Source organism: Aliarcobacter thereius LMG 24486 (assembly GCF_004214815.1).
GTDB classification, from domain to species: Bacteria; Campylobacterota; Campylobacteria; order Campylobacterales; family Arcobacteraceae; genus Aliarcobacter; species Aliarcobacter thereius.
Map to the genome: position 1 here is coordinate 1,548,281 of NZ_CP035926.1, position 15,290 is coordinate 1,563,570.

At 25.8% G+C, this 15,290-nt stretch carries 14 protein-coding genes; 4 read left to right on the forward strand and 10 right to left on the reverse strand.

Features of this window, described 5'->3' with window-relative positions:
* Nucleotides 1–45: 45 nt before the first annotated feature.
* Genes ATH_RS08015 through ATH_RS08030 form a run of 4 tightly spaced genes read right to left on the reverse strand, consistent with a single transcriptional unit; the run spans nt 46 to nt 3,591 of the window.
* Nucleotides 46–1,197, reverse strand: coding sequence for a BaiN/RdsA family NAD(P)/FAD-dependent oxidoreductase (locus tag ATH_RS08015; protein ID WP_083196665.1), 1,152 nt, complete (start codon nt 1,195–1,197; stop codon nt 46–48).
* Nucleotide 1,198: 1 nt separating this feature from the next.
* Nucleotides 1,199–2,413, reverse strand: coding sequence for an ArsS family sensor histidine kinase (locus ATH_RS08020; RefSeq protein WP_066185729.1), 1,215 nt, complete (start codon nt 2,411–2,413; stop codon nt 1,199–1,201).
* Entirely contained in the window at nt 2,410–3,099 is a 690-nt protein-coding gene (locus tag ATH_RS08025; protein ID WP_066185732.1) for a response regulator transcription factor, read from the reverse strand. Before ATH_RS08025 ends, ATH_RS08020 begins: the two co-directional genes overlap by 4 nt.
* A gap of 15 nt (nt 3,100–3,114) precedes the next feature.
* Entirely contained in the window at nt 3,115–3,591 is a 477-nt protein-coding gene (locus tag ATH_RS08030) for a Spy/CpxP family protein refolding chaperone (RefSeq protein ID WP_066181226.1), read from the reverse strand.
* 105 nt (nt 3,592–3,696) lie between these two features.
* On the opposite strand from ATH_RS08030, the gene ATH_RS08035 reads away from it, so the two are divergent.
* A complete protein-coding gene (locus ATH_RS08035; RefSeq protein WP_066185735.1) occupies nt 3,697–4,644 on the forward strand; it encodes an endonuclease/exonuclease/phosphatase family protein in 948 nt (315 codons plus the stop codon).
* Nucleotides 4,645–4,650: 6 nt separating this feature from the next.
* Here the strand turns inward: ATH_RS08035 and ATH_RS08040 are convergent, their stop codons facing one another.
* From ATH_RS08040 to ATH_RS08050, 3 genes are read right to left on the reverse strand one after another with little or no spacing between them, the layout of a single operon-like run.
* Nucleotides 4,651–5,169 carry a GNAT family N-acetyltransferase gene (locus tag ATH_RS08040; RefSeq protein ID WP_066185739.1) on the reverse strand — a complete coding sequence of 173 codons (519 nt, stop codon included), beginning with the start codon at nt 5,167–5,169 and terminating at the stop codon, nt 4,651–4,653.
* Nucleotide 5,170: 1 nt separating this feature from the next.
* Nucleotides 5,171–8,158 (reverse strand): transcription-repair coupling factor, encoded by a 2,988-nt coding sequence (mfd, locus tag ATH_RS08045; protein ID WP_066185742.1) that lies wholly within the window; start codon nt 8,156–8,158, stop codon nt 5,171–5,173.
* A complete protein-coding gene (locus ATH_RS08050) occupies nt 8,158–8,463 on the reverse strand; it encodes a hypothetical protein (protein WP_066185745.1) in 306 nt (101 codons plus the stop codon). Before ATH_RS08050 ends, mfd begins: the two co-directional genes overlap by 1 nt.
* A gap of 107 nt (nt 8,464–8,570) precedes the next feature.
* Here ATH_RS08050 and ATH_RS08055 point away from each other — a divergent pair, with 107 nt between their 5' ends.
* The 3 genes from ATH_RS08055 (at nt 8,571) to ATH_RS09930 (ending at nt 11,386) form a co-directional block, all read left to right on the forward strand.
* Nucleotides 8,571–8,990: a hypothetical protein gene (locus tag ATH_RS08055; RefSeq protein WP_066185748.1), complete on the forward strand. Its 420-nt coding sequence runs from the start codon at nt 8,571–8,573 to the stop codon at nt 8,988–8,990.
* A gap of 126 nt (nt 8,991–9,116) precedes the next feature.
* Nucleotides 9,117–10,823: a GNAT family N-acyltransferase gene (locus ATH_RS08060; protein WP_066181208.1), complete on the forward strand. Its 1,707-nt coding sequence runs from the start codon at nt 9,117–9,119 to the stop codon at nt 10,821–10,823.
* A gap of 344 nt (nt 10,824–11,167) precedes the next feature.
* Nucleotides 11,168–11,386, forward strand: a complete 219-nt coding sequence (locus tag ATH_RS09930) for a hypothetical protein (RefSeq protein WP_167542994.1) — start codon at nt 11,168–11,170, stop codon at nt 11,384–11,386.
* Between the two features lie 28 nt (nt 11,387–11,414).
* On the opposite strand, the gene ATH_RS08070 is transcribed toward ATH_RS09930, so the two are convergent.
* The 3 genes from ATH_RS08070 to ATH_RS08080 all read right to left on the reverse strand — a co-directional run bounded on the left by ATH_RS08070 (nt 11,415) and on the right by ATH_RS08080 (nt 15,287).
* Nucleotides 11,415–11,930 carry a rhodanese-like domain-containing protein gene (locus ATH_RS08070; protein ID WP_066181202.1) on the reverse strand — a complete coding sequence of 172 codons (516 nt, stop codon included), beginning with the start codon at nt 11,928–11,930 and terminating at the stop codon, nt 11,415–11,417.
* Between the two features lie 83 nt (nt 11,931–12,013).
* Nucleotides 12,014–14,140, reverse strand: coding sequence for a DEAD/DEAH box helicase (locus tag ATH_RS08075; protein WP_066181801.1), 2,127 nt, complete (start codon nt 14,138–14,140; stop codon nt 12,014–12,016).
* Entirely contained in the window at nt 14,124–15,287 is a 1,164-nt protein-coding gene (locus ATH_RS08080; protein WP_066181199.1) for a bifunctional folylpolyglutamate synthase/dihydrofolate synthase, read from the reverse strand. The genes ATH_RS08075 and ATH_RS08080 overlap by 17 nt, the downstream gene beginning before the upstream one ends.
* Nucleotides 15,288–15,290 lie beyond the last annotated feature (3 nt).

Consider the following 15,290-nt stretch of genomic DNA (forward strand, 5'->3'; position numbering starts at 1 on the left):
AGTGCCTCCTGTGAATTTTAAGATGATAGAGTAGCAAAAATTCACTTAAGAGTTATTTTGTCCTATTGCACATAAATAAGCTTGGGCAAAAACTATTTGGAAGTTAAATCCACCAAGCTCTCCTGTTAAATCTAAACACTCCCCAATAAAAAACAAATCTTTCTGTTTTTTACTCTCAAAAGTTTGATGATTTATCTCATCTGTACATATGCCACCTTTTGTAACTTCTGCTTTAGTAAAACCAAAATTACCTGCAGGACTCATCTCATAGTTTTTTAATATTTTTAATCTACATTTTTCATCTTCACTTAGCTTTGAACAAGCTTTGTCTTCAAGTTCAATACTATTTAAAAACTCTTGCAAAAATCTTTTTGGCAAAGGAATAGCTGTTGAGATATTTTTATTTGTTTTTAAAAGTTTTTCTAAATTATGTTTTGGTAAAAAATCTATAAAAAACTTTCCTTTTTTCCAATATAAAGAGCTATTTAAAATAGCTGGTCCACTACAACCTTTATGAGCGAATAGCAAACTTCCTTCAATATTTTTTTCTTCTAATTTTATATTTACATCTAAAGATATTCCACTTAAATTTTTAAACCAAAACTGCTCTTTTTGAACAGTAAATCCAACTAAAGCTGGTGCTGTTTGAACAATATTATGTCCAAACTTTTCTGCAATTTTAAATGCAATATCACTTGCATTTAATGTAGCAAATGACAATCCACCACTTGAAATCACAACTTTTTTTGCTTTATATTCATTGTTTTGAGTAATTATTTTAAAATACTCTTCACAATAAACAATATCTAAAACCTTTGTATTTAGATATATTTTTGTATCTCTTAATATATTTCCAAACATATCAATAATATCTTGTGAACTTTCACAAAAGTAAGCACCTTTTACAAGTTTTTCTCTAAGTTTTGGTTCTATATTATTTCTCTTTAAAAACTTTAATAAATCATTTTTAGAGAATTGATTTAAAATCTCTTTTGCAAACTCTTTATCACCTAAATATCTATCATATTTTGCAAATTCATTTGTAATATTACATTTCGCTCCACCAGAAATTTTTATTTTCTGTCCAATTTTACTATTTGCATCAAAAAGTGCAATATTTTTAAATCTATTTTTATCTAAAGTAGAAGCAAACATTAAGCCACTTGCTCCTGCACCAATTATTGCAAAATCTAAAATTTTATATCCTTTTTAATGTAATTATATTTTTACCATCATCATGAAAATAACTTATATCATATGAGTTTGCTTTTAAAATATTATATACAATATATAAACCTAAACCAAAAGATTCATTTGAAGATTTTTTTGAAAATGGCTCTAGATAGTTTTCAAAATCATCTTTTAAAGCTTCAGCTTCATTTATTATTAAAATATCTTCATTTTTAGTTTTTATAATCACTTCACTATTTTTTGAGTATTTTACTGCATTATCTATTAGATTTTTAAGAGCTATTGAAAAAAGTTTAAAATTTACATTTAATTTTATATTCTCAAATTCACATTTTACCAAATCATCTTCTATCATCAAAATATCTTTTGCTTCATCTATCAAATCTGCAAGATAGTAACTTTTTTTATTTATCTCTTTTTTTGTTGATATAAGCTCTTCAATATTTGCAAACTCATTTATAAGTGCTTCAAGTTTATTAAAAACCATCTTTAAAATCTCATCATTTTTATCACTTTTTGGAAGTTCTTGAACTATTTTTCCTTTTGTTATTGGAGTTTTTAATTCATGCATAATGTTTCGTATAAAAATATTTCTTGACTCTTTTATATCTTTTAGTTTTTTTGCTGTATTTTTAAACTCATTTATAAGTAAAGATATCTCATCTTTTTTTGAACTCTCTTCAAGTTCTATATCATAATTCTCTTCTGCTAATTTTGTAAAGTTTTGTTTTAGTTTTTTAAGTGGAGATAATTTTCTAAGAGTTCTTATATATAAAAAAGTAATTACAAAAAATAGCAATATAAAAACTGATGACAAATACAAATTTATCTCTTCTACTGATGATTCATTGTCCTTTATTATAAATCCATCATGTACTCTTCCAAATATCAAATAGTTATTTCCTTCTATTTCATAAACTCTAAAGCTATCTCTACCTTTTCCTCTTATAAAAATTGGTTTTCTATCTTTTTCAAATATTCTTGAACTCTCTTCATTTGATAAAAGTTCATAGTTCATCTCATTTAAAAGCTTTTTAAATTCTAAATTGAGCTTTCCTTTTTGTTTATGAACAAACTTTACAATAGTTTTATATTTATCTATTGCATGTTCTTGTCTATTTGCTTTATCGCTTGTATGCAAAAATAAAAATGAAAATATCAATAAAACTATTGTAATAAGATAGTTTAAACTTGTTGAAAATATTATTGAATCTTTATTCATTGTACAAACTTATATCCCATTCCTCTAACTGTTTGAAGATATTTTGGATCTTTGGAATTATCTTCAATTTTATTTCTAATTCTATTTATAATTACAGCCAAAGAACCAGAACTTTCATAATCACTATTTAAAATATTTGAGTTTTCAAAGATATCATCTCTACTTACAATAAAACCCTCTTTTTTTATAAACAAAGATAAGATTTCAAACTCTGCTGCTGTTAATTTAAGTGCAACTCCATCTTTTGTAATCTCTTTTCTCTCTTCATCATAAATAAAAATTTTGGCTAATTGGTTTTCATCTTTATTCTCTTGATGAAGTGATTTATTAAATCTTCGTAGAATTGTTCCTATTCTTACTTCAAGCTCTCTTGGATCATAAGGTTTTGGTAAATAATCATCTGCTCCTAGTTTTAAAGCAGTAACTTTATCTGTAATATCACTTCTTGCGCTTGATATTATAATAGGAGTATCATGCTCTTTTACAAGCTCTCTACAAACATCTAATCCATCCATTTGTGGCAAAGATAGATCAAGAATTATCAAATCATATTTTTGGAATTTTAAACTTGCAAGAGCCAAAAAAGGCTCTGCAAAATTTGTAACTTCTATATTAAATTGTTTCAAATATATTGATAATACTTCTGCTAATTCTAAATCATCTTCTATCATCGCTATTTTTATCAATTTAACTCCTTTTACTTACTTATTAGAAAATCTTTGATTCTGTTTCTCTTTTCTTATATCAAGAAGAACTCTTAGCTGCTCTTTTTGTTTTGCATCTAGAACTTTATATGCTTTTTCCATAATATCTGCTTGTATCTCTATTTTTTGTTCTCTTTGCTCTTTCTTCATTTTAATAAATTTATCTTTATCAAAACTATTTTTTGTAAAAGCATCATATGGATGTACCATTTTTGATCTACTATCTCTTACTATTTCTCTAATTTTTATTTTTTGATCATTTGTTAAGCTTAATTGATTAAAGATATTCATTCCATTCATCTCATTTTTACTATGAGATCTTTTATGATTCATCATACCTCTATCGCTATTTTGCATATAACAGTTTTGAGAGTTGTTATTTCTCATATCTCCATTTTGTGCATAAAGTGCTGTTGAAAGTGTTGAAACTAAAGCCAAAGCAAGAACTGTTTTTTTTGTAAAAATGTTTTTCATCTTTTATCCTTTATTTTTGATATGTGAAATTATGACATAGCCATTTTAACAATTTTTGAACTTTGCCTTAACACTATATTAATAGCTTTTTCTCTAATATTTCATATGAATTTAAAACTAAGTACATTTAATCTTTTCCAATTTTGTGAACCTTCTTTCTCTTTTTATACAAAAAAAGAGAAGTTTAAAACTGATGAATGGTTAAAAAAACTTCACTTTATAAAAGAACAGATAAATAAAATGAATCCAGATATTATTGGTTTTCAAGAAGTTTTCTCTCAAAATGAGTTAAAAAACCTATGCTTTGAATGTGGATTTGAATATTTTGTAGTTTCTGAATTACCAAAGCTAGATGAAAAAACTAACACTTATAAAAGTACAACTCTAGCTTTGGCTTCAAAATTTCCTATATTAAAAATAGAAAAAATAGAGAAAAAAGATGATTTCTTTTTTGCAAGAGAACCAATAAAAGCGACAATTTCTATAAAAAAAGATCTAGAATTAACTGTTTATGTAGCTCATCTAAAATCAAATAGGTTAAATGAGTTTGAGTATAAATTTACTGCTAAAACAAGTTTTGAAGAGAAAAAAGAGAAACTAGAAATTGCTTATAAAAACAATTACTCAATCTCTTTAAAACAAAGAATAAACGAAGCAAAAGCACTTCACTTTGATATAAAACAGAAGAAGAATCCTACTGTTTTGCTTTGTGATTTAAATGATAGAGAGTTTTCTATCACTATTGAAGCTTTGTGCAATCAAAGATTTTATAAAAAAGATTCAAAAAAAGATGATTTTGTTTTGTTTGATAGCTATAATTTTGCTCCAAAAAAAGTTTATAATCCACATCCTGAATTTAAAGAATATGTACGAACTCCTACAAGCTATTTTATAGGATATGGGAACACACTTGATTTTATTTTTGTAAATAAATTTTTAAAAGATAAAATAAAATCTTTTAAAGTTTTTGATGAACACTTGCAAAAAAACAAAAATGGAACTTTAATTACAAGTGACCATGCACAAGTGCTTTGCGAAATATCATTAATTTAAAAGAGATTAAATCTCTTTTTCTAAAACAAGTAATTTTAACTCTTCATTTGTTGTAGGTGTCCAAAGTTCAGATTTTGGGAATTCCAAATAAACATCTGTATTTTTATATCCTCTTCTATTATAATAAGCAATTAGTTCACTTCTACTTGAAATAACTTCCATAACAAACTTTGTACAATCTTTAAAAATCTCTTTAGCTCTATTTTCAGCAAAATCTAAAAGCTTTTTTCCTATTCCACTTGATTGCACTTCTGTACAAACAGCAAAAAGCCCAATAATAAGAGCACTACTCTCTTTTTTCACTTGTATTGTAGCAAGAACTTTATCATCTTTTTTTGCAAGAAAAGTTCTAATATTTTCATCTTTTAATATCTCTTCAAGCATATATTCATTTACTCTAATTCCACTTAAAAGGTGTGATTCTCCTGTCCAGCCATTAGAAGATATTTTTCTATAAGCAGTATTTATTATATTTTCCATATCTTTTATATTCTCTTTTTTTGCTTCACAAAACTCTAAATCCATTTTATCTCCTTAAATATTCTAATGTACTATTTATAATATCGTCATCATCACGACTTCTTGCTTTTATACTATTTTTTATTCCATCATCTTTTACAAATGTTATATTTGTTTCATAAGAGCTTATTTGATTTATTCCTTTTTCCAAAGCTAAGATTTTAATCAAAATTAAATCCATAAACTGTTTTGTAGGAATATCAAGTTTTCCAAATCTATCTTCCATCTCTTCTTCTATTTCATAAAGTGTTTCTTTACTAGTTGAACGGCTTAATCTTCTATATAGCTCAAGTCTTACTCTATCTTCACTTATATAATCTTCACTAATAAAAGCACTAATAGCAAGTTTAATATCAATATTTTTCTCTTTGTTTTTCTCTTCTCCACTTAATATTGCCAAAGTATCTTCAAGCATTTTAAGATACAAACCATAACCAATCTGTTTTATATGTCCACTTTGTTCAGCACCTATAATATTCCCACCACCTCTTATTTCTAAATCTTGATGTGCAAGTGCTGTTCCACTTCCTAAATATGAATTTGACTCTAAAGCAACCAACCTTTTTATAGCTTCAGGAGTAATTTTACTTTTATCTTCAACAACATAATAACAATATCCCTCTTTGTTACTTCGTCCAACTCTTCCTCTTAATTGATGTAAATCAGCAATTCCAAATCTATCTGCACTCTCAATTATTATTGAATTTGCATTTGGAAGATGTATTCCACTTTCTACAATAGAAGTTGCAAGTAAAATATCAAACTCTTTGTTTTCAAAAGATTCAACAATCTTTTCAGTCTCATTTGCTTTTATTTGAGAGTGAATTATCTCTACTTTTATATTTGGCATAAGTTCAAGCAGATCTTTTTTCTTTGCTTCAATAGAAGCTATATTGTTATGTACATAAAAAAGCTGTCCACCTCTTCTTTTTTCTCTTAATATTATCTCTTTTATAAGTCCATCATTGTACTCTTTTACAAAAGTTCGTACACCCAATCTTTCACTTGGAGGTGTAAGTAAACTACTCATTCCTTTTAGTTTTGATAAGGCTAGATTTAGAGTTCTTGGAATTGGAGTTGCACTCATTGAAAATATATGAACATCTTCTCTAAGTCCTTTTAGTTTCTCTTTTTGTTTTACACCAAACTTATGCTCTTCATCTACAATTACTAAGGCAAGATTTGAAGTTTTTATATCAAGTAAAGAGTGAGTTCCAATAACAAATTTTACACTTCCATCTTCAAGCCCTTTTTTAATACTATTTTTCTCTTTTGTTGTAGTTTTTCCATCAAGTTTATAAACATCTATTCCAAACTCTTTAAATCTTTTGCTTATTGAGTTGTAGTGCTGAGAAGCAAGTAAAGTTGTAGGGCATACAAAAACAGCTTGGTAACCACTTGAAATAACAGCTAAAAGTGCATTCATAGCAACTTCTGTTTTACCAAAACCAACATCACCACTTAAAAGTCTATCCATAACTTTTCCACTACTAATATCAGAAAAAATCTCATTTATACTTCTTGTTTGGTCTTTTGTATATGTAAAACCTGCACTATTTTGAAATCTTTTGATTAAAAAATCATCTATAAAAATTTTAATCCCATTTATAAGTTCTCTAGCAGCTGCTAGTTTTATAATATCATTTGCTATTTCAAAAAGTCTATCTTTTACTTTCTCTTTAAGTTTTGTAAAGCTTCCTCGACCAAGTTTATCAACTATTGCATAACTTTCACCATCGGCTACATATCTATCAATAGTATCAATATTTTCAACAGGAATTAAAAGTCTATCTTCTCCTTGATAATTTATAATTACAAAATCTCTTTTCGCTCCCATAATTGAAACTGGTTCAATACCTTTATAAATACCTATTCCATGCTTTTCATGAACTACAAAATCATTTAAAACAAGCTCATCAACTACTAGTTTTACTCTTTTTTTTCTTCTTCTTTTAACTTCTTTATTTAAAGAAATTATAAGTTCATTTTTTCCTAAAATATTTATAATCTCATCACTAAAATGATACTTTATAGATTTATCATCAAGTGCTAAGTCAAGAGATTTTATTCTAGCTTCACTTGAACTAATCAAAGTAATTTTTTTATCTTTATGAAAAGTTATAAACTCTTTTATATTTGATGGACTTATCTCTTTATACTCTTTACTTGAATAAATTTGTGGAGTTGCTAAAAACTTATCTTTATTTAATCTTTTCTCTTCAAAAATATATGCTTCATCTAGCTCATTTAGAGCTTCTTGAGTGATAAAGCTGTTCATATTTTGTGGTAAATAATCTGCTAGATTATCTAAATACCAAAATCCTAATGAGTGAATATCCTTTACAAAGGCATCACTTGAACTAAGTTCTATTTTCTCATTTATATCTTCAAAACCATCTTCACTTAAAGATAAAAAAGCTGGTGTGATTGTGATACTTTCAAGCTCCTCTTTTTGTGATTTTTGGTCTTCAATATCAAAGATTCTAATACTTTCAACCTCATCATCAAATAAGCTAACTCTATATCCAAAATCACTTCCAAGCATCGCTATATCAAATATATCTCCTCTTAAAGAAACCTCTCCTGCACTTGTAACAATATCTACAAAATAATAACCCCAATTATAAAGCTTTTGCTTAAAACTATTTAAATCTAATTTATCTGCAAAATTAATTGTAAAACTATCAAAACACTCTTTTTTTGGCATAGGAAATGAAATTGTTCGTAAAGGAGAGATAAGAATTTTATCCTCTTTTTTATAGGAATAAAACTCTTGTAAAGCCTTCGTAATATCTTGTATTTCATCACTAAAAGAGTGTAAATCATCTTTGAAATTTGCTCTAAAATCTGATAAAACAAAAGGCTTGAAACCTAAAAAAGAGACGATATGTGAAGCTTTTATTGCTTGTGAATCATCATTTACTATTAAAAGTTGGCACTTTTTTAAACTTTTTTCATCTTTTAAACTTTTTAAAAATTCATATATATTTTTCACTATTTTTCAACTTCACTTATCTCAAAATCATTTGTATGTTTATCATAAATATATGTTGGATATGGTGTTTCATTCAACAAAAAAACCAAAGATGCACTAGAAAAACCAGCTTTTTGTAAGCCTTTTTTAAAAACTTCCAAAATATAAGCTTTTGTAGAAAAAGTTGTAGTCGTTGAGTGTCCTGTATAAACAAACTCTTCTCCATCAACTTTTATAAAACCCTCTTTTCTTACATGTCTTTCAAATCTATCTTTATCAACTATTCCAACAACATCTAACAAAACCAAAACATCTATTGTAACCATCAAAAACCTTCAAAAAAAATTCATAGATTTTATCATAAGTTTAATTTAGGAAAAATTACTATAATTTTATGTATAATCAAAAGCTTAAGAGATTTAAAGGATTTTTTATGAATTATGAACTTCTAAGTCGTCTTGCGATGCAAGATTCAAAAAGATTAAAAAGTGAAAACCTAATTTTAGTTAAGAAAAATATTCTTCTGGAACAAGAAAACAAAAATATAAAAGAGATGAATTCACTTTTAGATAGAGAAAAAGATGCTTACAAGCTAAGAGCTAGAGAGATAAAAAAAGAGATGAATGAACTTGAACTACAAAAAGATTTACTTTTTAAAGAGAATAGAAAACTTGAAGATAGAATTTTAAGTTTACAACAAGAGTTAAAATTAAAAGAGCAAAAAGAGCTTCACAATGAACAGCAAAAAATAAGAAGAAAAATATATGCTGATGATATTGAATCTACAAAAAATGAAGATCTAACTCCTTCAAGACAGATAAATAGAGCTAAATCTGTGGAGTTTTATTCTTAAAATTAGTTTAATCATTAAATATTATAATCAAAGCAATTTACTAGTACTTTTTTTGTATTGATTATTTACTTTGTAACTAATTTGAAACTATAATTTCCTATCATTTCTAATACACAGGAGTTAGAAATGATAAATATCCAGAAAGAGATTGAAAACAAATTTCCAAAAATAAAAACAAAAGAAAACTTCATAAAAAAATCTATTTTTAAAGTAGCAAAAAAGCTAGTTCACGAAGATTCTATAAATAAGTTTTTATCTCAAAACTCTCATTTAAAAGGTTTTGATTTTGTTGATGCTGTATTAGATTATTTTGATTTTGACTATACAGTTTCAAGCAATGATTTACAAAATATTCCATCTAATGGAAAAGTAGTAATAATATCAAATCATCCTCTTGGTGGACTTGATGCTTTATGTTTATTAAAACTTGTAGGAAGTGTAAGAAAAGACATAAAGATTGTAGCAAATGATTTTTTAGCAGGTTTTGAAGCACTAAATTCACTTATTATTCCAATAGATAATTTCCAAAAAAGACAGAGTAAGAATAGTATAAAAAAGATTTATGATTCACTTTTAAATGATGAAGCTCTTATAGTTTTTCCAGCTGGAGAAGTAAGTCGTGCAACACATATTGGAATAAAAGATAAGAATTGGAGCAAAGGTTTTCTAAATTTTGCTAAGAATTCTGGCTCTGCTATTTTGCCTATATTTATAGATGCAAAGAATTCAAAAACTTTTTATACTATCTCTTTACTAAACAAAACTTTCTCAACTCTTTTATTATCAAATGAGATGTTTAACAAAAAATCAAAACATATAAATATTAAAATTGGACAAATTATTCCAAATGAGAATATTATACCAAGAGCTTTGGATAAGAATTTTATTGTAAATCTATATAAAAAACATCTTTATGCTCTAAAAAAAGGGAAAAAATCATATTTTCAAACTCAATCAGCAATAGCTCATCCAGTAAGTAGGATTGACCTTTTAAATGAATTAAGAAAATCACAAGTTTTAGGTGAAACAAATGATGGAAAAATAATATATTTGTATGATTATGTTGAAGATTCTATTGTTTTAAAAGAACTTGGACGCTTAAGAGAGTTATCTTTTAGAAAAGTTGGTGAAGGTGTAAATAAAAAAAGAGATACAGATAAGTATGATATTTACTACCAACACATAATTTTATATGATAGAAGTGAACTTGAGATAGTTGGTTCATATAGAATTGCAAATTCTGAAAAAGTTTTTAAAGAGTTTGGTGTAAAAGGTTTTTACTCAAACTCTCTTTTTGAATTTAATGATGAGTTTTTATTTTATCTTCAAAATTCAGCTGAACTTGGAAGATCATTTGTACAACCAAAATATTGGGGAACAAGAGCTTTAGATTATCTTTGGTTTGGAATTGGAGCATATTTAAGAGCAAATCCAAATATAAAATATCTTTTTGGTCCAGTTTCTATTTCTGGAACTTTTCCATCTGTTGCAAAAGATTTACTTGTATATTATTACTCTTTCTATTTTAAAGAAGAAAAAGAGCTTGTAGTTTCAAAAAATAGATACAACTACAAAAATAGTCCAAATGATTTAGCAGAATTTTTTAACTTTGAAAGCAAACAACAAGATTTTAGAACTTTAAAATCAGCATTAGGAAATATTGGAGTTACAATTCCAACTCTATATAAACAATATGCAGAACTTACAAATGATGAAGGAGTGAAGTTTTTAGATTTTAATGTGGATAAAGAGTTTAATGATTGTGTAGATGGTTTTATTTTAGTAGAAATAGAAAAAATAAAAGAGCATATAAAACTAAGATATATTTCATAGCTTAAGCCTTTTTTGATACAATTTCCAAAAAATTAAAATAAAAAGGTATCAAAATAGAGTTAATTAAATTAAATAAAAATCATATAAATGATTTTAAGAATATAAATAATATTACAAAAAAAGAGTTAGAAAATCCTGATTTTTTCATAGGCTTTTTTAGTGATGAAGAGATTTCTGAAATATTAAATCAAAAAGAGAATTTTGAAGATACTATATTTTATGGTTTTTTTAAAGATGAAAAATTACTATCTATTTCAGGACTTTTTTTTGATGTATATGATTTTAAAGATGAATTAAATAAATTAAATATAGTTCCAAAGTATTGTGCTGAAATTGGAGCTTCAATGACTTTAAGAAGTGCAAGAGGTCAAAAGTGTATGCTAAATTTAAATAAAAGATTATTAGCTTTAGCAAAAGAAAAAAATATTAAATATATTATTGCAACTGCTCATCCAAAAAATATTGCTAGTAATAAATCTTTACAAAATTTAAATATGAAATTTATAAAAGAGATTATAAGATCAAACTATCCAAGAAATTTATATATTTTAGAACTAAGCTAAGCTCTTTCCAAAATTGGAAAGAGTTTAACTATTTTTTACAATGTTCAGCGTAATAATTACCAAACTTTGTTTTTGTACCACCTTTATAATCACCTGATGTGTACTTAGTAACCACTGGATTACACTCATCTATCCATTTATTTATCTCATATATTTTGACAGTTGTAAATCCCATTTGCTTAAATGCTTGTGCCTCAATTGCAGCTCTTGAAGCTGTATTACAAACCACAACTAGCTTATCTTTTACAAAATTGTCATCATCATCCAAAACTATATTTTCTAAAGCTTTTTCAGGAGTTTCTCTTCCAACTCTATAACTTCCTTTTATAGCTGCTCCAGCCCATTCTTCCATAGTTCTAACATCAACAACAGCCCAATCTTTTGCTTTTAAAGCATCTTTTACCTCTTGTGTTGTTGCCATCATTCCACTTTTTTTTGCTTCATCTTTAAGTTTTTTACTAAATTCATCATAAGAGATAAATTCTGCACTAAAAAGTGAACAACTTAGTAAAGATAAAAAAGTAAATATCTTTAATATTTCCATAATATACTCCTTATTTAAATAGATTCTAGTATATAAAAAACTCTATTAACTTATAATAAATTATTATCTTAAACACATTTGTATTACTTATAATGCATCTGCTTATAACCTTCTACTCTTTTTTTATAGCTTGAGTTTAACATAGCATTCTTACTATCTAAAAAGTCTATTGCAAGGCATTCTTGATTTCCTCTTCCAATTCTTCCTAAATATTGAATCAATCTTCCATAATACGAAATTGGAGTTGCAAATAATATTGTATTTAAATGAGGAAAATCTATTCCTTCTCCAAAAAAAGAGCTTGTTGCAAGAATTAAAGAGCTTGATTTAACTTTTTGCATATTTTCTACTTGCTCTTTTTTATTTTGACTTCCATGTACTGAAACAAACTCTAGTTGTTCTTCTTCTAAAAACTTCTCCAAAATATTTATATGTTCAATTCTATCACTTAAAAGAAGTATCTTCCTATCCTTATTCTCTTTTATTGCACTAATTATCTCTTTATTTCTATCTTCATCTAAAATTAGTTCATTTACTATTGAAGCATAATTATCAAGATTTGATGTGAAATTTGTTCTTACAATTTTTAATCTATTCGTATGAGTTCTTGGCTTTTTATACTCATAAGATATTTGCCCTAATTGCTGATATAAAATTGGGTCTAATTCATCTTTTCTATTTGGAGTTGCACTAAGTCCTAAAATATATCTTCCTTTAAAATTTTTAATAATCTGTTCAAAAGTAAGTGCTGGAATATGATGACATTCATCAACTATAACTTGTGTATAGTTTTCTATAAGTTCGCTATTATTATTTAAACTTTGCATAGTAGCCACATCTAAATTTGTATTTAATTTGTTTTGTCCTTTTCCTAAATATCCAATATCTTTTTTTGAATATCCAAAATAATCTACAAATCTACTAATCCATTGTTCTAAAAGCATATTTTTATTTACTATTATAAGAGTTTTTACAGCTCTTTGCTCAAATATTTTTGCACCAATTAATGTTTTACCAAATCCTGGTGGTGCTACACAAATTGATGAATCATATTTTAAAATCTCTCTTATAGCATCATCTTGCTCCGGTCTTAAAGTGTATAAAAGCTCTTTTACTTCTATTTTATTAAATACTCTTTTATCATCTATTTTAAAATCCAAAGCATTTTCATTGAAATACTCTATTAAATTCTCTTTTAATCCTCTTGGCAAAGTTATGAAATTTGCACTCTCTTCATATCCTTTTAAATATTTTGGAGTATTATAAAGTGGTTTTCTAAGATTTGTTAAAAGTTTTATTTGTGGATTTAAAAATGTTGCAAAAGATTTTAATTTTGATATAAAACTTTTTGAAAAGTTTGTTATATTAAATTTAATTCCACTTTCAAGCTCAATTTGGAATTCATTTATAGGAAATTCTATACTTTTTAAACTTTTCTCAACATTTCTTGTACTTATAACTTCTGCAAAACTATAAACAACTTGTTTTGGTACTTTTTTTATATTTATTAGATATTTCCATTGATCTTCGTATGTTTTTTTCGTATCAATATCAAAAAAAACTGTACGATTTTTATTTCTATATAAAAGTTGTAAAGGAAGTTCTATATAAGAACCTAATCTTTCATTTGAAGAGAACTCACTATTTGGATATATTTTTGCACTAATATTTGCTTTTTTTTGTAAAAAGTATAAAAAGCTATAAGATATTTTTGAATTAATTTTCTCTTCAAAAAAAATCCAAGCAAAAATTGAATTATATGAACTTAAACTATATTGTGCCTCAATATTTAACTCTTTTAAAGCTCTTTGCAATTTGAATATTTCTTCGCTATTAAGTTCAAGAACAACATAAGAACACTCTTGATTTTTATTTATTAAATAAGAAGCTAAAAAAATATTCCCTCTTAAGTGTTCTTCTAGTTCTTTATTTGTAAGTGGAAGATAATCTTCTCCCATAAAAGTTGTACTTACTGGACTAAATCCAGCTCGTTTATTGTCTTTGCTTTTCCATCTTTTTAAATAGATATTTTCTCTTGCTACAAAAAGCTCTCTAAATAGTTCTATTCTCTCATTTTTTGATAATTTTCTTTCTACTATATTTTGATTATCTTTTAAACTCTTTTCAAGTTCTTCTATTCTTGCTTCAACTCTTTCTTTTTCTAAATATAGCTCTTTTAACTCTTGTTCAATCTTAATATTTTGCTTCATAATCAACTATATCCAGAAATTTTTCAACAACTAGAAAAGAGCCAAATACTAAATACTCTTTTGTTTTTTCCAAAGATATTTTTTCTATCTCTTTTATTTTAAGTTCTTTTATACACTTTTGTAAAATATCTTTTTTTACAACTCTTTTATCTTTTAAATCCAAAATAAAAAGTTCATCAATAATAGGTTTTAAAATAGTTAAAACCTCTTTAAAATCTTTATCTGCATATGAATTATAAATCAAAGTCAACTTTTTATCTTTAAACTCATTTAATATAACTTTTGCTGCAAGTGGATTATGTCCAACATCAATAGTAATATTTGACACAATTTTTTGACATCTTCCAAAAAGTGGAGTTTTATTAAAAATTTCAAAATCAATATCAACTTTTAGCTCTTCTAATGCTCTTAAAACTAAAGATAGATTTCTTTTTAAATATGTAGCAAAAGAAAATTCATAATCTATATTAAAATCTTCAACTTTCAAAATCTCTATATCTTTATTAAATTCTTCTTTTAACTCTTTTTTTACTATTTTTGCAACTTCAAAAACTTCATTAAACTCTTGATAACCGATTATCATCTTTGTATCAACCGAACGAATTTTTGTTTTTGCAATCTCTTCTATGGTATTACCCAAAAATGCAGTGTGGTCAACTCCTATTGTTGTAATTAAACTTAAATCATTTTTTACAGAGTTTGTAGCATCAAACTCTCCACCTAATCCTGCTTCAAGAACCAAATAATCACAATCTTTACTAATGTAATATGCCAAAAGTGTTGTATATTCAAAATAAGTAAGCTTTTCTAGAAGTTCTAAAGAGTAAATATTTTGTAGAAATTTGTGTGCATTATTTAGCTCTTCATCATTTATATCAGATCCATTTAACCAAATTCTTTCATTGAATTTTTTTATATGTGGAGAGCTATAATGAAGAGTTTTAAAACCTTTTTTATATAAATAATAGGCTAAAAATCTTCCTGTACTCCCTTTACCATTTGTTCCAACAATATGAATTGTAAAAGGAGTTTTTATATGAATTAGAAGCTCTTTTGAAGCTTTTTCTATATAGCTATAATCTATTTTATCATAGTACATAGTTTTATGTTCTAAAAACTCTTTTAAACTTATCTCTTTTAAATTCATATT